The sequence below is a fragment of the Photobacterium alginatilyticum genome, assembly GCF_009910675.1.
Lineage (GTDB): Bacteria > Pseudomonadota > Gammaproteobacteria > Enterobacterales > Vibrionaceae > Photobacterium > Photobacterium alginatilyticum.
Map to the genome: position 1 here is coordinate 12908 of NZ_RSEJ01000003.1, position 20317 is coordinate 33224.

General features: G+C 48.6%; 16 protein-coding genes. 11 read left to right on the forward strand and 5 right to left on the reverse strand.

Features of this window, described 5'->3' with window-relative positions; all coding sequences use genetic code 11:
- The first annotated feature begins 104 nt into the window (after positions 1 to 104).
- Both EIZ48_RS03895 and EIZ48_RS03900 read left to right on the forward strand, forming a co-directional pair.
- The gene (locus EIZ48_RS03895) at positions 105 to 638 is read left to right on the forward strand and encodes a GNAT family N-acetyltransferase (protein ID WP_160648795.1); all 534 of its coding nucleotides are present in this window, start codon (positions 105 to 107) and stop codon (positions 636 to 638) included.
- 50 nt (positions 639 to 688) lie between these two features.
- On the forward strand, positions 689 to 1861 hold the full coding sequence (locus EIZ48_RS03900; protein WP_160648796.1) for an MFS transporter: 1173 nt from the start codon (positions 689 to 691) through the stop codon (positions 1859 to 1861).
- Positions 1862 to 1976: 115 nt separating this feature from the next.
- Here the strand turns inward: EIZ48_RS03900 and lhgD are convergent, their stop codons facing one another.
- From lhgD to EIZ48_RS03915, 3 genes are all read right to left on the reverse strand, one after another.
- Positions 1977 to 3236, reverse strand: a complete 1260-nt coding sequence (lhgD, locus tag EIZ48_RS03905) for an L-2-hydroxyglutarate dehydrogenase (RefSeq protein ID WP_160648797.1) — start codon at positions 3234 to 3236, stop codon at positions 1977 to 1979.
- Positions 3237 to 3299: 63 nt separating this feature from the next.
- Positions 3300 to 5429 (reverse strand): TRAP transporter permease, encoded by a 2130-nt coding sequence (locus tag EIZ48_RS03910; protein WP_160648798.1) that lies wholly within the window; start codon positions 5427 to 5429, stop codon positions 3300 to 3302.
- A 60-nt stretch (positions 5430 to 5489) separates the two neighbouring features.
- Complete coding sequence (locus EIZ48_RS03915; RefSeq protein WP_160648799.1) at positions 5490 to 6506, reverse strand: TAXI family TRAP transporter solute-binding subunit; 1017 nt, start codon at positions 6504 to 6506, stop codon at positions 5490 to 5492.
- Between the two features lie 548 nt (positions 6507 to 7054).
- On the opposite strand from EIZ48_RS03915, the gene EIZ48_RS03920 reads away from it, so the two are divergent.
- Together EIZ48_RS03920 and EIZ48_RS03925 are read left to right on the forward strand one after the other, a co-directional pair.
- Positions 7055 to 7432 (forward strand): RidA family protein, encoded by a 378-nt coding sequence (locus EIZ48_RS03920; RefSeq protein ID WP_160648800.1) that lies wholly within the window; start codon positions 7055 to 7057, stop codon positions 7430 to 7432.
- A 680-nt stretch (positions 7433 to 8112) separates the two neighbouring features.
- Entirely contained in the window at positions 8113 to 9372 is a 1260-nt protein-coding gene (locus EIZ48_RS03925; protein WP_089153660.1) for an SLC5/6 family protein, read from the forward strand.
- Positions 9373 to 9455: 83 nt separating this feature from the next.
- On the opposite strand, the gene EIZ48_RS03930 is transcribed toward EIZ48_RS03925, so the two are convergent.
- Positions 9456 to 10808, reverse strand: coding sequence for a sigma-54-dependent transcriptional regulator (locus EIZ48_RS03930; protein WP_160648802.1), 1353 nt, complete (start codon positions 10806 to 10808; stop codon positions 9456 to 9458).
- Positions 10809 to 11232: 424 nt separating this feature from the next.
- On the opposite strand from EIZ48_RS03930, the gene EIZ48_RS03935 reads away from it, so the two are divergent.
- The 3 genes from EIZ48_RS03935 to EIZ48_RS03945 all read left to right on the forward strand — a co-directional run bounded on the left by EIZ48_RS03935 (position 11233) and on the right by EIZ48_RS03945 (position 13721).
- Positions 11233 to 12873 carry an ABC-F family ATP-binding cassette domain-containing protein gene (locus EIZ48_RS03935; RefSeq protein WP_160648803.1) on the forward strand — a complete coding sequence of 547 codons (1641 nt, stop codon included), beginning with the start codon at positions 11233 to 11235 and terminating at the stop codon, positions 12871 to 12873.
- An 85-nt stretch (positions 12874 to 12958) separates the two neighbouring features.
- Positions 12959 to 13177, forward strand: a complete 219-nt coding sequence (locus EIZ48_RS03940) for a hypothetical protein (RefSeq protein ID WP_160648804.1) — start codon at positions 12959 to 12961, stop codon at positions 13175 to 13177.
- Between the two features lie 166 nt (positions 13178 to 13343).
- Positions 13344 to 13721: a hypothetical protein gene (locus EIZ48_RS03945; RefSeq protein ID WP_160648805.1), complete on the forward strand. Its 378-nt coding sequence runs from the start codon at positions 13344 to 13346 to the stop codon at positions 13719 to 13721.
- A gap of 24 nt (positions 13722 to 13745) precedes the next feature.
- Here the strand turns inward: EIZ48_RS03945 and EIZ48_RS03950 are convergent, their stop codons facing one another.
- Complete coding sequence (locus EIZ48_RS03950) at positions 13746 to 14399, reverse strand: GntR family transcriptional regulator (protein WP_160648806.1); 654 nt, start codon at positions 14397 to 14399, stop codon at positions 13746 to 13748.
- Between the two features lie 147 nt (positions 14400 to 14546).
- On the opposite strand from EIZ48_RS03950, the gene EIZ48_RS03955 reads away from it, so the two are divergent.
- The 4 genes from EIZ48_RS03955 to EIZ48_RS03970 all read left to right on the forward strand — a co-directional run bounded on the left by EIZ48_RS03955 (position 14547) and on the right by EIZ48_RS03970 (position 20271).
- On the forward strand, positions 14547 to 15902 hold the full coding sequence (locus EIZ48_RS03955) for an FAD-dependent oxidoreductase (protein WP_160648807.1): 1356 nt from the start codon (positions 14547 to 14549) through the stop codon (positions 15900 to 15902).
- A gap of 10 nt (positions 15903 to 15912) precedes the next feature.
- Positions 15913 to 17037: a mandelate racemase/muconate lactonizing enzyme family protein gene (locus tag EIZ48_RS03960; RefSeq protein WP_160648808.1), complete on the forward strand. Its 1125-nt coding sequence runs from the start codon at positions 15913 to 15915 to the stop codon at positions 17035 to 17037.
- A gap of 96 nt (positions 17038 to 17133) precedes the next feature.
- Positions 17134 to 18762: a BCCT family transporter gene (locus tag EIZ48_RS03965; RefSeq protein WP_240152875.1), complete on the forward strand. Its 1629-nt coding sequence runs from the start codon at positions 17134 to 17136 to the stop codon at positions 18760 to 18762.
- A gap of 219 nt (positions 18763 to 18981) precedes the next feature.
- A complete protein-coding gene (locus tag EIZ48_RS03970; RefSeq protein ID WP_240152860.1) occupies positions 18982 to 20271 on the forward strand; it encodes a cytochrome-c peroxidase in 1290 nt (429 codons plus the stop codon).
- Positions 20272 to 20317 lie beyond the last annotated feature (46 nt).

The window sequence follows — 20317 nt, forward strand, 5'->3', positions numbered from 1 at the left end:
GAACATTTGTACGCTAAACATATAGCCTCGACAAGTAAGCCATAGCCGTGTAGTGTCAATGCAAAATAGCACATAAATAATGGTATAAGCCGAGGAAAAAGAAGGTGATTAATCTAGATACGCCAAGGTTGGCGATGCGGCAGATAGTTGAGGCGGATTGGACCTTGTTTTGCCGGCTGCTTCAGGATCCCAAGGTGATCGAGTTGGCTTTTGATCAACCCTCACCAGATGATATACAAACTAGATTCGACAGCCGCCTCCCTGAATGGAGGCATGATTCCGAGCACTGGCTGTGCCTGACAATCATTGAAAAAGAAACAGGTGAGTCGGTAGGGGTAACCGGGTTTCAAGTTGATCAAAATGATCGTTCCCGGGCTGAAGTCGGTTACCTGTTGCTGCCTGAGTACCATGGCAACGGCTACGGCACGGAATCGCTGCAGAGGTTGGTTCAGTTTGCTGTTGAGGAGCTTCATTTGTCATGCTTGACCGCTACGGTAACAGATGGAAACGAAGCATCATGCCGGGTGTTGGAAAAGTGTGGATTCGTATTTAGCCAGCGCATTCCTGATGCCTATGAAATCAGGCAGCAACGTTATGATGATCTGATTTATACCTTGGCTGTAAATAAAACCCTGTAACAGGCTGCCCGTATCAAACTTACTATTAGCAATGACGAATATGGATGTTTATGAAATCTTTGCCATGGAATGCCGGGCTGCTTGCTCTGGTTCAGCCTTTTGTTTTATCTGTTGGTGCACTTAGTGTTTTTCTTGGCGGGATAGTCGGTGCTCAGTTACAGCCGACGCTTGAGCTGGCAACCTTACCGGTAACGGTGTTGATAATCGGCGTGTCACTGAACATTTTTCCCGCCGCGAAAATCCAGCATAGGTTCGGTCGGAAAAATGCCTTTATTGCTGCAGCACTGATTAGCAGTGGTGTTGCTTTTGCCGCCGGTATTGCTATTGAGCAAGAAGCCTTCTGGGCGTTTACTGCGTGTAGTTTTTTGCTGGGAACCCAACTGGCGTATGTCAGTCAGTATCGTTTTGCGGCCATTGAAAGCTGTAAGGACCCTAGCCAGCACCCGAGTGTAGTAAGCCTGGTATTGGTGGGGGGCATTGCTGCTGCCGTCGTCGGGCCTGAGTTGCTAAATGTCGGGCAGCTTGTTCCTGTCTTTACGTCTGAATATGCGAATGCATATAGTGCATTGGGGATCATTGAACTCATCGGCGCGCTGATATTACTGATTGGGATGAAACCGATCAGTATCAGGGAAGACAGTACCACGAATGGTAGCGATCGTCCTTTATCTCAAGTCCTAAAGCAGCCTTTGCTCTGGCTTGCGTTGGGGGCTGGATTGACGGCCTATGCTGTCATGGCTTTCCTGATGACAGCGACGCCGCTAGCCATGCAGCATCACGGTCATGATATCCAGAGTGCCAAGTGGGTGATTCAAAGCCATGTTGTTGCGATGTATTTGCCATCGCTTATTACCCCGTTAATTATAAGACGTATTGGTACCTTCAGGCTGATCTTTGTAGGCTGCATGATCATGCTAGGCTGTATTGCGATAGGGCTGCTTGGGCAAAGTGTACATAGTTACTGGTGGGCACTGGTGCTGCTTGGTATTGGCTGGAATTTCTTGTTTATCAGCGGTACAACTTTGCTACCCGGAACCTACCAGCCAAACGAGCGCTTCAGGGTGCAGGCCATCAATGATTTTTCTATTACGGCTTTTCAGGCAGCGGGTTCGTTAAGTGCCGGTATGGTGCTGTTTACCCAAGGCTGGAGCTGGATGCTGGTGGCATCGGTTTTTCCAATAATAACCTTATTGTTGCTGAATATCGTAGTTAAAAAGCACTAGAGAAGCCTGGATGAAATGATGTAAGTGGCTGTAGCTTGATTGGTGAATAAAACGCGCGAAGATGGTCTTCGCGCGTTTTTTGTCTGTGAGGATGCTGTCGAGAACGGAAACTGAATCAGGCCGGCTCTGCAACAGATTCAGAGCTCACTTCCTTTGGGGCATTGGGCTCCTTTTCGGCCACCTTGTCGCAGATATAGTTACCGATAGGAATTGCCGAGGTGGCGGCCGGTGAGGGTGCATTGCACACATGCAGGCTGCGCGGGCTTTCGGCAAATAGGAAGTCATGAACCAGGGTGCCGTCTTTCAGTACTGCCTGCGCCCGGATCCCGGCCGGGTAGGGTTCAAGATCACTGGCTTTGATCTGCGGGCAATACTTATTGACCATTTTTAGATAGCCGGGTTTCCACCATGAGTTTTTGGTCTCTATCAGGCCGGTTTTCAGGTGCTTGGCTGTGACTTTCCAGAACCCGCTGAACTGGATCATATCCAGAACGTCCTTCAGGCTGATATTGATCCGGCCGTAGCCTTCTCGTTTCCAGCCTTGGACCGCATTGGGGCCGACCGTTACGGTACCGTCGATCATCTTGGTAAGATGTACACCCAGGAAAGGGAGATCAGGATCCGGAATTGGGTAGATCAGGTGATTAACTACCTTGTTGAATTTTGGTGCCAGGCGGTAGTATTCCCCGCGGTAGGGAATGATCTGAAAGTCAGTCTCAATATTGAGCATTTGCGTCAGACGATCGGCCATCAGGCCCGAGCAGGATATCAAGAACCGGCAATCTAGCTGAAAAGGCTGGCCGTCGCTTTTACAGCTGACTGTAATCTTTTCAGCCGATTCAGCCAGGGCGACCACTTCGGTACGTTTCGACACCTCGCCCCCGAGCTGAATAAACTCCTCGGCCATTTTCTCTGTGATTAGTCGATAGTTAACAATACTGGTCGATTTGACGAAGATCGCCCCCAAACCGGTAATGTTTGGTTCTTTCTCCGTAAGCGCAGCTTGGTCGAGCAGTTCGACATCAATTCCATTTTCATGGCAACGCTCATATAGCGCACGCATCCGTTCAAGTTCCAGCGGATCTGTAGCAACCAGTAGTTTGCCGCAGTTTTCTACTGGGATTTCATGCTTTTGACAGAACTCAAGGGTACGCTCGACACCGGCTTTGCAGAAGTTCGCCTTCAAACTGCCCGGCGCATAATAGACGCCGGCATGGATCACTCCGCTGTTATGGCCGGTTTGGTGCTGGGAAAGGGCATCTTCTTTTTCGACCACCAGAATGGACTTTTCCGGGTATCGCTGTTGCAATTGCCAGGCGGTCGAAATGCCGACAATGCCTCCCCCGACGATAATGTAATCGTATATTTTGTTCACAACTAAAACTCCCTATTGGCACCCGGAGCAGATAGCGCCGGGCAGCGTGATTCCTGTACCTTGTTATGACTGGGATGACGGAGTGGCAGCCAGCTGTTGCTGGCGATCTTTTCGACCGCTATAGATAAACAGGGCCACGAACACAATAGTGGCTACAATACGGGCAGTTAGCGGCAGGTCAGGCCATACCAAGACTACCCCTAGTGTGCCAAGTAAGCCCCTCAGGAACAAATTAATTTGCCCTTCCAAATAGCCTTCTATTGCCCCAATCAGGGCATAGGTGCCAACGGTGGCGAAAAAGCCGACGGTGAGCACCGAAACCCAGTCCCAGCTAACGAGAGAGGTATAGGCAATCAACAGAGGTACCAGGTACAGGCCTTTGGCAATTTTCCATGCCGTTAACCCTGTCCGCATGGGGGGCGTTCTGGCGATGGTGGCAGCGGCAAAGGCGGTAAGGCAGACCGGTGGAGTTACGTTGCTATCCTGCGATAGCCAGAAAATGATCAGGTGGGCAGATAATAGAGCCAGGCCGACCTTCTCCAGTCCTAGCCCTTGTTCCAGTAGAGTCCCCATGAAGTCTGCCGGTACCAGTGCCAGTAGTTGCTGGGCCTTGTCCAGGCTCATCGGCTGCGCCAGGGCAGACAGCTGATCAGGTGCGGCAAGCATAAAGATAGCCTTCGCCTGCTCGGGCAACTGTCCGTTGACCATCAGGTCGAGAATTTGGCTTTCGGCAAGCAGTTTGTACAGGGCCGGCGCAGACAGGGTGCCCAGAACAATATAGGCTGCGGTTACAGGCAGCCCCATACCGAGGATCAGTGAAGCCAGAGCAATCAATACCAGCATGATAATTAGGCTGCCACCTGACCAGTCATTGATCATCAGCGAGAAGGTATTTCCGATCCCCGTTGTGCTGATCACATTGATCACCAGGCCAATCCCGATCAACAGCACAGCAGTAGTTGCCATATTGCGAGCGCCTTGCGCCATTGCTTCAACAATAGCAGTAAGCCCCATCTTGTTGGGTGAAAGCCAGGAGGCAACGATGACTGAGATAATCGATAGTCCGGCGGCATAGGTCGGGGTAAAGCCACTGACCAGCAGACTGACGAGTACCCCAAGGGGGATAAGGTTGTGCCAGCCGGAAAGCAGCACTTTCAAGAACGGTTCGGTGGTGGTGGTTACTTGATGGACACCGCTGCGCTTGGCTTCGATACGGACGAAGAAAGCCACTGATAGGAAGTAAATCAGGGCGGGAACCACAGAAACGGCAATGATATTGACGTAGGGAACCTGTGTATAGGAGGCCATAATAAAGGCACCGGCCCCCATGACAGGCGGCATTAGCTGGCCTCCTGTCGAGGCGGCGGCTTCGACACCGGCGGCAAATCGGGCGGGAAACCCGGCCTTGCGCATGAGCGGAATAGTAATAACACCGGTCGAGACGGTGTTGGCCACACTGGAACCTGAGACCGATCCCATTAGCCCCGAACCGATAACGGCAATAAAGCCCGGTCCTCCGATGATCTTTCCTGCTGCTGCGCGTGAGACATCAATGATGTAGTCGCCAACACCGGAGCGAACCAAAAAAGCACCGAACAGGATAAACATGAAGACAAAGCTCCAGCTGATCCGAGAGATCGAGCCAAACATGCCTTCGGAGCTGTAGAAGCTGCGGTAGAGCAGGGTTTCAAAACTCAGTCCGGGAAAATGGAAGATCCCCGTGACCCATTGCCCCCAAACGACGACATAGCTCAGGCACAGTACGATCAGTACCGGGATAAACCAGCCAATGGTACGGCGGATAAGCTCCAGGACAATCACAATCGCCAGAATTGCAAAGACCCAGTCGCTGGCGATGAACTTTACCCCCCGCTCGTACAGGGCATCTTCGGCAAAGGGGATATATAGCAGACAGGCCAGTGCCCCCAAGGCGATGAGGATATCGATACCAAGTGCAAGTTTGCTGCGCTTAAGGCTGCAGTGAGCCGGGTACCACAGGGCACAGATAATAGCGAAACCGGCAAAGTGGGTTGCTGATACCCAAAGTTCAGGCAGAGTCGCAAGGGTATTGAACCAGATATGAAGTACGGATAGCACGACACCCAGCACAGTGATTACAGATGTCAGCCAGGGAAAGTCTGTCCGTGTCGGCAGCTCAAACTGCTGAAGTTCTTGTTTGGTGGAATTGCTCATGATGATGCTCCTCGAAACCCGCAGCACTTCCTGTACTGCGGGATCTCGGTTGATTTACGATTACTGTGCAATCAGGTGGGAAGGCACCTCGATCCCCATTTCTTGATAGTAACGTGCAGCACCTGGGTGCAGCGGTACGGGCAGGCCGTCAATGGCTTTCTCGATCGCCATCACCTTGGTGGTTTTGTGTATGCCGTTTAAGAACGGCAGGTTCTCGTAAATAGCCTTGGTAAGCAGGTAGACATCGTCATCGGCAATATCTTCACGTACCACAAGGAAGTTCGGCTGGGTAATGGTGGTGACAGGCTTGCTCTGACCCGGATAGGTATTGGCCGGAATGGTAAACTTGGTCCACAGGCTGTATTCACTGTTGGCCTGCTTGATTTGCTCATCGGTAAAAGACAGGATCTGGATTTTCTCGCCCATTGCGGCAAAGGCGCGGGTTACGGCACTTACCGGTACCCCGGCTGGTGTGTTCATGCCGTCAATAGCCCCGTTTTGCATCGCATCGGCGCTGGCTCCGTAACCAAGGTAGGCAAGGTTGAAGGTATCAGGGTTGATATCCAGACCGGACATGATCTGGCGGCCAGACCCTTCTGTTCCCGAGTTTTTCTTGCCGATAGAAAACTTCTTATCTTCCATGAGCTTTAAGTCAGCGACGGTACCTGTTTTGGCTATATCGGAGCGCACCACGAAGTGCTCGACGTTTTGCCACAACATGGTCACAGAGCGAAGCTGCTTCTGGGGGCCGCTTTTCTCAAAGCGTCCTTCGCCGTTCCAGGCCCAGGCGCCATACAGCCCCTGCAAAATGGCAAACTGGGCTTCATTCTCATTGAGAAGCTTGACGTTTTCTCCTGAACCTGCCGAGCTGATGGCTGCCAGAGAAAACTGATGCTTGGGTTCTAGTTTAATTTTGCTTAGGGTAGCGAGGGCTACACCAACCGGATAGTACGTACCGCCGGTTGAGGCTGTCGCCAGGATATAGCTACGGTTTTCGGTTGCCTGCGTTGCTGTGGAGAAAACTCCCATGGTTGAAGTGGCGACAATCATTGAGGTGATAAGTGCTTTTTTAAACATTTCTTAACGCTCCATGTAGAAGTACCAGTTGTTCACTGTGAATTTGTGCTTAGTGACGCTTTATACTCTTTAGTCCAATAGCAAGAGAAATGCCAAATTATAAGCAATTGAAATTATAGGGATTAAAAATATTTAAAGATAAAATGAGCAAGATCTTGCTTATATGGTGCCTCGAGGGGTGAGCAAAAACTTGCCGATAGATGGGGCTAATTATGGGTGCTTGTTAGTGATATGTTTGCTTTTGGGGCCGTTTGTGTGAAATGGTTAACAAATCAGGCTGCCAAAGGTGTCGGCAAAAAATAGCCTATCGTTTATTTGTGGAGATAAATGTCCCGAGTGATGGCAACTTATAACTATCGGTAAACTGTGACGTCTCCGGCAAATCAATCTTTGAAGCTTAAATGAGAGAAATATTTTCTACTTTATGCTGCTTTCATAGCAATATTGGTGAAGGTTTTCCCCAAATGAAAGCGTATATTATTTCCATGATCTAAATAGCGATAAGTGATCGCTGTTTTTCAATGGCACTATATTGAAAGTAGGAACTCATGGTAGAAACAGTAAATACAGAAAAGGCACCTGCAGCCGTTGGTCCGTATGTTCAGGCGAAGAAGTTCGGAAATATGCTATACACTTCTGGTCAGTTACCGCTAGATCCTGAGACGGGCAAAATGCCGGAAGATGTTGCTGCGCAGGCAAAACAATCATTGGCGAATGTTGAAGCGATAGTCAACGAGGCTGGTCTGACAAAAGCCGATATCGTTAAGGCAACCGTATTTGTAAAAGATCTAAATGACTTTGGCATTGTTAATGAAGTTTATGCCGCTTTCTTTGGTGCAAATTGTCCTGCACGAAGCTGTGTTGAAGTTGCGCGTCTTCCTCTGGATGCGAAAGTTGAAATTGAAGTCATTGCTGTTTCTGAATAATAAATAGCGAATAGGGAAAAGTCCGAATATTCGGGCTTTTTTTTGTCTGTTTTTTGATGATGAAAGAAATACAAAAACACCTCTAACGAAACTGCAACCTGTACTTCTGAACAACACTCCTCCCAATAATATTATCAATTATCATTTTTCTTATCTGTTGTATGCTACCTCAACATAGAGGCAGTTTCTTTTAAGTGTATTACAGATTGCTCTGTAATTAATAGAATGATAAATATGTGATGACCATCCTGTTTTTCATGTAGTTAATAAGTGTTTGTGAATTTGTGTTTTTGTTCAATTTTTGAATTGGATCAAAACTTTCTCGTGATATAGTTAGCTCAAAATTATCCTGAATCAAGCTGGAGAAAATTATTTTGTGCGTGAATGAGTATGCAGTAAAAACATTCTATTTGTCTGGGCATGAAATAGATTTTTGAAATTTTTTTCTCTCTTTCAAAGCGTATGCTTCCAATTAATGACTAGCACAGGGTGTGACTTAATATCATCGTAATATTGCAATTGTTATGGTGGGGTTAATGTGTGCTATTGAGTGTAAATAATAATGAAGATCTTACCAATAAATTCCTACAGCATTGGAGCACAATAATATGAGTGATCAACTCAATACAAGTACGACGATTATAGATACCGGGAGTGTCGAATTACACGAAAAGGCAAATATGACCAAAGCCGAATGGAAAGAGGCGATCAAGTTTGACAGTGTCGATATTGGTTGGATTGTCATGAGTATCGGGATGGCAATAGGTGCCGGCATTGTATTTCTTCCAGTTCAGGTTGGAGTAATGGGGTTGTGGGTTTTCCTGCTTTCATCTGTTATCGGCTATCCTGCGATGTATCTTTTCCAGAAACTATTTATTAATACGTTGGCAGAGTCGAAAGAATGTACAGACTATCCTGGAGTGATAACAGGTTATTTAGGTAAAAACTGGGGGATGGCATTAGGGGCATTATATTTTGTAATGCTGGTTATCTGGGTATTAGTCTATTCCCTTGCGGTGACCAATGACAGTGCTTCCTATCTGCATTCTTTCGGGGTAACCGAAGGCCATTTAAATGATAATGTATTCTATGGCCTTGCCTTAATCTGCGTTCTGTCTTTTATCGGCTCAAAAGGTGAAAAGTTACTGTTTAAGCTATCTGGTTTTATGGCTGTAACAGTATTATCTCTGGTTGCTATCATGGGCGTATTGCTTGTGGCGCGTTGGGATATGGCAAACGTTCCAGAGGTAGGTGCATGGGGTTCAATGCTGAAAGATGCAATTATCACCCTGCCGTTCACGCTGACTTCGATTCTCTTTATCCAGTCACTAAGCCCAATGGTTATTTCATACCGTTCTCATGAAAAATCTATTGAAGTGGCGCGTTATAAAGCATCAAGAGCAATGAAAATTGCTTTTGCTATCTTGTTTGTTATCGTGTTCTTCTTTGCCGTGTCTTTTACCTTCGCGATTAGCCAGGAGCAGGCAACAGAGGCAATGAACAAAAATATTTCGGCACTGGCGATTATTGCTCATTACTTCCCTGGCAGCTGGGCAACAATTGCGGGTATTGTTATTAATATCTTTGCGGTTGTGACGTCGTTCTTCGGTGTGTTCCTGGCGTTCAAGGAAGCGTGTACCGGCCTATGTATGAATATGCTTCTGCGTAAGTACGATGAGTCTGCGATTGATAAGAACCTGGTGAACAAGCTGGTGACGGTTTTCATTATCTTGCTGGCATGGGGTGCGATTGCCATTAATGCTCCAATCTTGTCTTTCACTTCCATCTGTAGCCCGGTATTTGGCTTGGTTGGCTGTTTGATCCCTGCTTATCTGGTACACAAGGTGCCACACTTGGCCAAATATAAAGGGATGGCGACCAATATGATAATTGTTACCGGTATCCTGCTTTGTATCTCACCGATACTGGCTTTCATCTAAGATTGATACCGTAAGAAAAAGCGACCTCCGGGTCGCTTTTTTTCTATTTGTGCAAAATCATAAGCAGAGTTCACCAAGCTTGGTCACTCGGTGTAGTCACTTCGGTAGAGACCGTATTTCTGCATCTTCTGGTTGAGGGTCCGGCGTGGCAGATCGAGCTCCTCCATGGTGTCTATGATGCTGCCGCTGTGACGCTGCAGGGTTTCATGTAAGACTTTGCGTTCAAAGTTCTGGACCTGAATGGCCAGGGGCAAGGCAGCACTAGAGGGCTCTGTGGTGAGGTTCGGTCGAGCGGCGAGTATCTCCCCAACGGTGAGTGAGTTATCGAGGGCAAAGCGGGTGGCGACATTCTTTAGCTCGCGGACGTTACCGGGCCAGGGGTAGCTGAGCAGCGCTTGTTGATCACTTGGACTCGCTTTGCGGGTTCCGCTATGAACTTGCTGGGTATAGTGTTCGAACAGCAGCAAAATATCATCACCGCGCGCTGAAAGTGGTGGCAAGTAAAGCTGTGCCACATTTAGTCGATAAAATAGATCTTGCCGGAATTCTGGGTGGTTCTGCAGATCTTCCTTTGCTGCTGCCACTACCCGGAGATCGGTTTTGATTGCCGTGTTGCCGCCAACGCGCTCGATGGTGTTTTCCTGCAGAGACCGCAATACTTTCACCTGCATACCCGATGGCATACTTTCTACTTCATCAAGGAACAAGGTGCCTTTGTCGGCAAATTCCAGCTTGCCGATCCGGCGCTTGATGGCTCCGGTGAACGCCCCTGCTTCATGACCGAACAGCTCACTCTCAAACAGGTTTTCCGGAATTGCTGCGCAGTTCAGCGGTACGAACTCGTGGTTGTTGCGCTGGCTGACCTGGTGCAGGCAATGGGCAACCAGTTCTTTGCCGCAGCCTGTCTCGCCGTAGATAATGACATTGGTATCTATCGAAGCAATCTTGAGTAGCTGCTGGCGCAGGTTAACCATTGCACCGCTGCGGCCAATCAGGACCTTCTCCAGTCCTTCTGCCTGCTCGAGATAGCGCTCCCTCTCGTCGGAGTTAACTTGCGTTTCCCTTCTCTTCTGTGCCCTGGCGACGGTCTCAAGCAGCCGCTCCGGATTGAAAGGTTTCTCAACAAAATCGAACGCCCCTTTATGCAGGGCTTTTACCGCCATATCGACGTCGCCATGGCCGGTGATCAGGATCACTGGGATCGATGGGTTACGACTCAGGAGCTGGGGGAGCAGCGCCATACCGTCAATATCAGGTAGCCGGACATCACTGATGATGATCCCCGGAAACTGCTCGGGAATATTGCCGAGTGCTGACTGGCCATTGGCGAACTCCAGTACCTGGTAACCCGCGAGCTGCAGCCACTGGCTGGTGGCCTGGCGGACGATGTCGTCATCCTCAATGAGGGCAAGGTGCATGTTTTCCTGTTGCAGCATACCGTGTACTTCCGTTTATTGTTGTGGTTATACAGTAAAAAAAGTATCTACATTTGGGAATGATGGGTATCGCAATTAAGCTAACGGTAGCCTGCTACAGAGTGTGATTTGGTCTTAATTTTCTGATTATCTGAAATTCAGAGATTGAAAACGGTCATTGAGCCTGTATAGAATAGCGCCATCATTTCATAAGGAGTCTACGCCACGATGAACAACTAACACCTGACATCCTTTTATTCTTTTTTTGGATCCTCAGGGTTAGTGGGCGTAACTTCGTCTCTGCTATTGCCGCTTTATTATATTGTCTCCTGCTTCGGGCTGGTGGCAGCTGCTGGTAATCAGCTTTACTCAAATGACATATCGATTCACATAAGGATCGTACCCGACGGTTACCCATTGCCCCTGAAATGCTTCAGGAGGTTATATGACCTTAATTCACTCGCCAATTTTGGCGCAGTCTCTTGCGGTTAGCCATAACAATGGCGAGCTGCTGTTCAGTAATATTAGTTTTTCTTTGGGAAGTCAGATCACCGGGCTGGTCGGGCGCAATGGTGTCGGTAAGTCTGTACTGGCCAGTGTGCTAGTCGGTGATCGCTTACCGGAAAGCGGTAAGGTGGTCTGTAATGCAAAGGTCGGCTATTTATCGCAGATAACCCGGAAGCAAGAGCGCCGGGAACTCGGCACAATCGCTGATTTTCTCCGTATGTCAGCAATGCTGAAAGCGCTGGGAAGAATCGAACTTGGCAGTTGTGAGCAAGCTGATTTCGATTTGGTTGGCGATGACTGGGGAGCCAGGGAGGCACTGTGCCTTCAGCTCCGGAGTATGGGTCTGCCTGCTGAGCCCTTCAAACCGTGTAGCGGATTGAGTGGTGGGGAGCTAACCCGGTTGATGTTATGGCAGCTCTTTGGTGCCGACTATGATTATTTGATCCTCGATGAACCCTCCAACCATCTTGATCGCGCTGGCCGACAATGGTTGGTTGAACAGATGCGTGCTTTTGATGGTGGGATCTTGCTGATCAGTCATGATCGGCTGTTGCTTGAACATGTCGATGACATCATGGAGTTAACTGCAGAGGGAATTCGACATTATGGAGGGAGCTATACTTCCTACGCCCGTCAAAAAGAACTGCAACATGCAGCCATCGAGCGCTCTGTGGTCAACGCTGAAAAGCAGGTACTGCAAATTCGTAAGCAGTATCAGCGAAATATGGAAAAAGCCCAACAGCGTGCTGCGCAGGGAAACAAGTTGCGACAATCCGGCAGCCAGTCAAAGATCTTGCTTGATGGGATGCGGCAATCGGCGCAGTTGTCAGCTTCGGCCCGTAAGGTACAGTTTGCCAATCAGTTGTCGCAGGCGGAACAGAAAGCTTCTGAACTAAAAGCCCAGTTTGAGCAAGTAAAGCCTCAGCAGCTTGTGATTAACCAATCAGAGCGGCGAGCTTCTTCTGTACTGGCACTGGTTGCCGTGAAGCTTCGCTACGGAGAAAGCAGTGCGATTAATCTTTTTCTGCAGTATGGCGACAGGCTTCATCTTACAGGCTGTAATGGCTGTGGCAAATCGACTTTGCTGAAAACTATTACCAGAGAGCTAACGCCAGTAGCCGGCCAAATGAATTGCACTACACAGATCTGTTATCTGGATCAGCATTTTAGTTTACTGAATGAGCAGCAAACCGTACTCGAAAATCTGCAGCGGCTTTGTCCGGTCTGTTCGAATACGGAGCTGAGAACCATGGCGGCTGGTGTCGGCTTTCGTCGCGAACGGGTGAACTTGCCTGTATCAGCGCTGAGCGGTGGTGAGCGGATGAAAGTTGCAATGTTGGTGGTCAGTCATCAGGAAGGGGAAACCCTGCTGTTGCTTGATGAGCCAGACAATCATCTTGATCTGGACTCCAAACAGATACTCGCACAGGCACTCGCTGCCTATCGGGGCTGTATGATCCTCATCAGCCATGATGATTGTTTTGTGAAGGAGGTGGGAGTCACTCGCACTTTGGCGATTGGTGATAGCAAGGGGTCTGGTCCGGAGAAGGCAACATTTTCAGAATATGGATCATACTGATCTTGTAAGTCGGAAAGCAGGAGAGTGGCGGTTCGTTTTTGGCGGCCGCTACTTCATCCTGACAGACAACAGCAGGAGAGAAACTATGCTGAAGAAAATTCAAGAATTACAGTTTTTTAAGCTCTTCGGACTAATCGCCGCGTACTTTATTTGCTCTTTGTTGCTATACAGGATTTTCAGAAGCGTCGGTCATGGTGACGAGGTGTTGTTCGGGCTGGGTATCGCGTCTGTAGCGGTAACAGGCGTACTGTTCTGGGCACTGATGGCGATGAGAAAGAAAGGCAAGCACAAACGGGACCTGTGAACAGGCCCGCAGGCGGTGTCTTGGCCGCTGATACGACCATTGCCTATGAGGCGGAGTGACCGGAAATGTGCACGGCCAGACTCTGGATATCACCGACTATAATTAGTGAGTAAACTCGCTAATTGTATCTATTCTTTCAGATACACATAATTTTGCCCGACCGGTCATGGTTGGGCTTTTATTTGGCAAGTCTTTCTGCCTGATTGACAGCCTGGATTATCTGGCCCATCATGAGGTTCACTTTAAACCTTTGACAGGCTTTATCTATATGACGATTTCTGCGCATTATTCCGGTGTGAACATGCTTAACCAGGCGCAAGGCATGGCTACAACAGCTGCGAAGGATATTCAGCAGTCAAGCCTGGGCGCACAGAAATCAGTAGAGCAAGCCTCAGAGGTGAGAGGATCTGCACCAACCGGCATCAACAGTCCCATAGATGCCAGTATCGATCTGATTCAGGCTCAGACATACAACCAGGCGGGTGCCAATGTGATCCGCCGGGCTGATGAAATGACTGGGACGTTGCTAAATATGAAAGTCTAGAAATTATTATTGCTGCTATTTCTTCTATTTTCTCGCGGTAATGCTGCGGTAGGCCATATCGGTTAGATAGTCATTCAGCCGGTGTGAGGCTGCGACGGCTTCTTCAGCGTCGGTGTGGCTGACAGCTCTTAGTACTGAGGCATGCAGTGACGAGGCCTCCGTCAAATCCGATGTATCATTCTTGTAGGCAAACCAGAAACGACGAGATAGCCCCTGTAACGGTGCCATTGCAAGCTGCAGGTATTCATTGCTTGCCGCTTTTACCAGTAGGGTATGGATTTGTTTCAGCAGGCCAGCATACTCCAGATCATCTTTATTTTTTGCACACTCTTCCAGGCTCGACGCCAGTTCGAGCATTTGCTGCTTTTCCTGCATTGTCGCACGTGATGCCGCATAACTGACGCACAGGGCTTCGATATCCCGGCGGACTTCGAGAATTTTCAGCTGAGACTCTACCGAGATGATCGGGATCTGGATCCCGCGGCGGGGATGGATCTCGGCCATCCTTTCATAAGATAACCGTTGAAGTGCTTCCCTCACCGGCGTTCTGCCAAGGCCCAGGCTTTCTGCGAGTTGCTTTTCACTGACCATACTTCCAGGTTCCAGCTCACGAAAAATAATCATGCGCTCTAACTGGTTGTATGCAACCTCTGTCTTATTGGCTGAACCCATAGTCATCGTTTTGTTATTCCCTTAGGCAATATTTTAGTGAGCGATCTCACGATCAGGACAATTGCCATTGTAACACACAAAGATCAGGAATATATTCAAAACACACAACTGATATATCAGATGACTATCAGTTATCTATTAGGTGAGGTAGTAATGAAAGATTGGAAAATTGTTCGCCGCTTTGAGGCTGTGCCGGATCTGCCGGTGCTGGCTGAAGTTGATGTCCTGGTCATTGGCGGAGGTGCGGCTGGTGTGGCAGCAGCGGAAACTGCCGGACGCATGGGCAAGAACACTTGGCTGATTGAAAAGTACGGCTTCTGTGGTGGTGCGGCGGTGGCCGGGCTATCTGGCACTATCTGCGGTATGTACATGGCAAGTGATGAGCCAGATGCACAGCCAGAGCAGGTGGTTTTCGGTTTTACCGAACGTTTTCGTCAGGCGTTGGCTGATAAAGGTGGCGTAACCGGTCCTCAGCGTTATGGCAAAACGTTTACCGTGACGCATGATCCCCTGATGTGGCGTGAAGTGGCTGATGATTTTCTGGAACAAGCCGGTGTGAATACTTTGTTCCATACCGCGGTGACTGGCGTGATTATGGATGGTGATGCCTTTAAGGGGGTGGTTATCGAGTCAAATGCCGGTCAGAGCGTAATTCTGTCGAAGATGATTGTCGATGCCTCTGGTGATGCGGCCTTGATTGCCCGGGCGGGAATGGATTTTTTCTTTGGTGACAACGGGCGTATTCAGAACCCGACGATGTTCTTCCGTATTGCCGGTGTCGATATGGACAAGTATCTGGATTATTACGGGAACGACACGATCTGCCCGCCGAAAGTGACAGAAAATATTCTGGCTGCCAACCAGCAAGACGACTACGACCTACCTCGCCATAAAATCTGGATTTTCCCGACAACTCGTCCCGGCGAACTGATGGTGAACGCAACGCGCCTGGCGGGTCAGGATGGCCGGATGCTGAATGTTATTGATCCGAAAGACTTCACTGAAGCCGAGGTGTTTGGTCGTCGTCAGGTTCGCGGCTACGCCAAGTTCCTGAACAGTTATGTGCCAGGCTGCGAGGATGCGTATGTGGTTGATACCGGGGTTGAGGTGGGCATTCGCCAGACTCGCTCTATTGTCGGTGTCGAAACCCTCAGCAATGACGATGTGGTGAATTGCCGCAAACGTGAAGATGGTATTTGCCGCACGCCTTGGCCAATTGAATTGCACTCCGGTGACAAGCCGAAACTGCACTGGCTGATTGATGATTACTACGATGTGCCGTTCAGCACCCTGGTACCGGTAGTGGGCGAGAACATTATTGTTGCCGGCCGGTGCCTAAGTGCCGAGCACGAAGCGTTGGCGTCTGCCCGTGTAACGGCACAGTGTTTTGAATACGGACATGCAGCAGGCATTGCTGCTGTCAAAGCGATTAATGAAAATAAACGAATCCGAGACCTGAAAGGCGAGGATATCCGCTCTACTATGATCGAAAATGGTAGTGCCCTGTAAGGAGAACATCATGAAAGATACCGTGATCAAACGAGTTGAACTGTACGCTGTTGCTGACCGTGACGCTCCGCCGATTCCTTGGGCTGATAACCAGGAGCCACTGCTCTATACAAACAATATCGTTCGCATCATCTGTAATGACGGTACCGAAGGGGTAGGTGCAACGATCAGCTACACCGAAAATGACTTTGACCGTTGCATTATCGAAGCCATGCGTACTATCGTCCCGGGTCTGATTGGTAAGAATCCGTTGATGACCGAAGAGCTCTATTCCTGGCTGCAGGCGCGTTGCTCATGGGGGGGACTACCGGCAAAATCTCCGATTGATATCGCTGCTTGGGATATCAAGGCGAAAAAAGCAGGCATGCCACTTTACATGCTGCTCGGCGGGGCCCGCCACAAGATGCTCTCTTACGCATCGACACCAATGTTCGATACCGTTGAAGACTACTTTCCGTATGTTGATGACTGTATCGAGCACGGCTTTACCGCGATCAAGCTGCACTGCTACTGCGTCTATGAGAAAGACGTCAAACTGGTCAACGCTATTCAGGAGCGCTATGGCCACACTGGTGTCCGTTTTATGCTGGATACTGCCACCTTCTACACGCCGGCTGAGGCGATGAAGATGGCTAAGTTGATGGAAGGCTATGACTGGGAATGGCTGGAAGCTCCGGTTTCCGATTATGACTATAAAACCTACCAGCGTCTGGTTGATAAAACGGATCTGGAAATCTCCAGCCACGGCAATTGCTTGCTCACTTTACAGGAAGTCACCTACGCCTTGGGTAACGGTTTCTGGTCAGATGTTCGCCAGGATGCTACTGTTTGTGGCGGTATCACGCCGTTGAACAAGTGTTTTGCTATTGCGGAAGGTCACTCGAAGAACCTTGAGATCCAAAGCATGGGTTACACCATTACCCAGGCTGCTAATCTACATGTGGCATTGGCTCACCATAACTGTAAGTTCTTTGAGCAGTTTTATCCGTATGAAAGCTTCGAACTGGCATCTAAGACGCAGATCCGCACCGACAAAGATGGCTATGTCCATGCGCCGGAAGGCAATGGGTTGGGTGTAGAGATGGATTGGGATGCTGTCCGGGAAAGTTCGGTAGCTCATTATATTTTCGAATAATTATAACAATACCTTACGTTAGCAATGGAAATTCCACTTCCATATATCCACCGTGACGATGTGGAAGTGGTTTACTAATAAATGGGACAAAACGTGATGAAAAGTACGACGGGAAGAAGTAACTTTGACAGGTTTAGCATCATTACCTCATTAGTTATAGTATCTATTATTTCAATATTTTTTTTAACTAACCCCGATAAGGCAATCAAGATTGCCGGTGATATATTTACACTGATTGCATATAACTTTGGTACCCCAATTCTTTGGTATGCATTTGGCCTTGTTATTCTTGCTGCCTTTTTTGTATTTAGTAAATACGGGCATATCCGGATGGGAAATGAGAAACCTGAATTCTCGACCTTTTCCTATATCGCCATGATGGCACTTGCCGGTGTGGGTTCTGGTACGGTTTACTGGGCATTTCTTGAGTGGTCTTATTATATTAAGACACCGCCATTCGCTATCGAAGCAGGCTCGGTGACAGCCGCTGAGTGGGCAGTGACTTATAGCCTTCACCATTGGGGGATTATAGCCTGGGCTATCTATGCCATTACCGCTATCCCTGTGATGTACTCCTTTTATATCCGAAAAAACCGTTCTCTGAAAATTAGCGATGTTGTGATGTCGATGATTAAAAATAAGGCGACAGCGAAAATTGTCGGTCGCGTTATTGATGTCATGTATCCAATTGCACTTATTTTTGGTTTGATTATTGTTTTATCTCTTGGTGTACCAATTATTTCTGCAGCGGTTTCATTATTACTTGGTGTTGAAGACAGTTTAGTTCTTAAATTATCCATGCTTATTATTGTTGCTGCATTACTAATTGCCAGTTCATTCTTTGGTATTGAAAAAGGCATGCAGAAAATCAGTAATAACGGTACTTATTTTGTCGTAGCACTTGCTCTGTATATTTTAATATTCGGTCCGACTCAGTTTATTCTGGAAAATACCAGCTCTTCAATTGCAATTTGGGCCCAGAACTTTATTAAGATGAGCTTGTACACCGATGCTATTAATCAGGCGAAATTCCCTCAGTCATGGACAGCATACTTCTGGGCATACTGGATGATCTTCATCCCATTGATGTGTGTGTTTGTTACCAAGGTATCGAAAGGCCGTACAATTCGTGAAGTGGTAGTGTGCATGATAGGTGGCGGTACCGCAGGTATTGCAGCACTGTTCTCGATTGTCGGCTCTTTCATGATGAAAACCCAGTTAGACGGCAAGGTTGAGATCAGCAAAATGGTCTCTGATGGCCAAGCCAGTGAAGCGATTGTGAAGGCGCTGGATACACTACCGTTGTCATCGGTTATTCTGGTGGTATTCATTATTTCAACCTTCCTGTTACTGGTGACAACCCTGGATGGTTCGGTTTTCACCGTTGCTTGTAATACTCAGAAAAAACTGGATGAGAAGAACAATCCGTCTACCTACCTGAAAATATTCTGGTGCCTGATTATTATTGCACTGCCGACAATCTTTATTACGGTTAATGCACCGGTACAGTCAATGCAGTCGGCGATTCTAATCTTTGCATTGCCTATTTTGCTGCTGACTTCATACATGCTGTATAAGACAGTTGGCTATATGCGAGCAGATTACTCACACCTCAATGTGATGGAAATTCAGGCGATGCATAAGCTTGAGCAAAGCGTTGAAAATGAGCGACAAGAGGTGGAGGCAGAAGAGGTTACTTTGATGGAAAGCCATCAGCAGGGATAGTTGATAACCCGTGAGAAAAACCAAAAGCCATTCGTTTAGACGGATGGCTTTTTCTTTATATCGGCGATCTTGGTAACTGAATATACACTCTGCTTCTCATTAGTCAGATTCGAGAAGTCCAACCAACTGCTATTGTGATGTGAAATAGGGGAATAGGCTGAAAGTCTAATTTTCTATACATAATAACAAAATAATATAGGCTAGGTTGGAGTGTTTATCATGAATACTTCTATGTGTATTCTGTTGGCCGTCGCTCTGACGACGGTTGTTTCATGCCGCGACAATTCCAGCGACGACAGTTTTGCTGGCGATATCAGTGCCGCTTCTGGCGAAGGTAATGAAGGTGCTGCGGGTTCGCCTGTAGGGGAAGAGCCGGTTCCTGTGCCGCCAGATCCACCGCCAGAAGAGGAGCCTGCGCCGCGAACGGATATTGACGGCTTGCCGTTACCTGATTTAACCACTGAACATGACTATGTGCGTTATCTGGAAGCCAGACCGCGCTATTACACAGCGACGACATCGCCGTTTGGTAATGTCAGATCTCAGGATAATACGCCATTTTCAAACCCGGTGAACAATGCGGGAGCAAAGCTGGGGCGGGTCTTGTTCTATGATGTCAGGCTTTCGGCCAATAGCACTATTTCCTGTGCATCCTGCCATATCCAACGGCACGGATTTACTGATCCGGCCCAGTTCAGTACCGGATTTGACGGCGGAAAAACCGGGCGTCATTCGATGAGCCTGACTAACGCCACCTATTATGAGCCAAAGAGCTTCTTTTGGGATGAGCGGGCGGCCACGCTGGAAGAGCAGGTATTGATGCCGATCCAGGATCCGGTTGAAATGGGCATGAACTTGTTTGATCTGGAAGTGAAGCTGGCGGAAACCAGCTTCTATGCGGAGTTGTTCACCCAGGCGTTTGGTGACGAGGCGATAACCAGCCAGCGTATCTCCGAGGCAATGGCACAGTTTATCCGGGCGATGGTTTCCTATCAGTCCAAATATGATCAGGCGTTTGCCGCCGGAGAATGGAATGATCCGGACTTTGAAGCCGTTTTCACCGAGCAGGAGATGTTGGGTCATAAACTGTTCTCGGGATTTCCTGTCGGCAGGCAGGCCTCGCTGGGATGTATTGAATGTCACCAAACCTCTGCACATACGATGGATCGCAGTCATATCAACGGCTTGGATGCAGATACCAGCGGCGATCCGGGTGCTGGTGGGGGCTTTTTCAAATCACCGTCACTGAGAAATATAGCGGTTGGTGCGCCTTTCATGCATGACGGGCGGTTTGGTACGCTGATGGAAGTGATTGAGTTTTATAATAGCGGAGTACAGCCGCACCCGAATCTCAGTCCGGATCTAAGGCGTAATGGTAGTCCGACGGGCGCGCCGGTGAGGATGAACCTGGATCAGGAGGAGAAAGAAGCGCTGGTGGCTTTCCTGCATACCCTGACCGACGAGACTTTTCTCACCAATCCTATGTTTAGCGATCCGTTTGCAGAGTAACTGGCGATAGGGTGAAATGAGAAATAAGAAAGAGGTTGGCCAGCTC

Excerpts from the sequence above, each read along its gene's own strand:
- EIZ48_RS03925 (WP_089153660.1), top strand. The coding sequence starts at position 8,113 with ATGACCAAAGCCGAATGGAAAGAGGCGATCAAGTTTGACAGTGTCGAT.
- EIZ48_RS03920 (WP_160648800.1), top strand. The coding sequence starts at position 7,055 with ATGGTAGAAACAGTAAATACAGAAAAGGCACCTGCAGCCGTTGGTCCG.
- EIZ48_RS03915 (WP_160648799.1), bottom strand. The coding sequence starts at position 6,506 with ATGTTTAAAAAAGCACTTATCACCTCAATGATTGTCGCCACTTCAACC.
- EIZ48_RS03965 (WP_240152875.1), top strand. The coding sequence starts at position 17,134 with ATGAAAAGTACGACGGGAAGAAGTAACTTTGACAGGTTTAGCATCATT.
- EIZ48_RS03910 (WP_160648798.1), bottom strand. The coding sequence starts at position 5,429 with ATGAGCAATTCCACCAAACAAGAACTTCAGCAGTTTGAGCTGCCGACA.
- EIZ48_RS03955 (WP_160648807.1), top strand. The coding sequence starts at position 14,547 with ATGAAAGATTGGAAAATTGTTCGCCGCTTTGAGGCTGTGCCGGATCTG.
- EIZ48_RS03940 (WP_160648804.1), top strand. The coding sequence starts at position 12,959 with ATGCTGAAGAAAATTCAAGAATTACAGTTTTTTAAGCTCTTCGGACTA.
- EIZ48_RS03945 (WP_160648805.1), top strand. The coding sequence starts at position 13,344 with ATGGTTGGGCTTTTATTTGGCAAGTCTTTCTGCCTGATTGACAGCCTG.
- EIZ48_RS03900 (WP_160648796.1), top strand. The coding sequence starts at position 689 with ATGAAATCTTTGCCATGGAATGCCGGGCTGCTTGCTCTGGTTCAGCCT.
- EIZ48_RS03935 (WP_160648803.1), top strand. The coding sequence starts at position 11,233 with ATGACCTTAATTCACTCGCCAATTTTGGCGCAGTCTCTTGCGGTTAGC.
- EIZ48_RS03970 (WP_240152860.1), top strand. The coding sequence starts at position 18,982 with ATGAATACTTCTATGTGTATTCTGTTGGCCGTCGCTCTGACGACGGTT.
- EIZ48_RS03950 (WP_160648806.1), bottom strand. The coding sequence starts at position 14,399 with ATGACTATGGGTTCAGCCAATAAGACAGAGGTTGCATACAACCAGTTA.
- EIZ48_RS03960 (WP_160648808.1), top strand. The coding sequence starts at position 15,913 with ATGAAAGATACCGTGATCAAACGAGTTGAACTGTACGCTGTTGCTGAC.
- EIZ48_RS03930 (WP_160648802.1), bottom strand. The coding sequence starts at position 10,808 with ATGCTGCAACAGGAAAACATGCACCTTGCCCTCATTGAGGATGACGAC.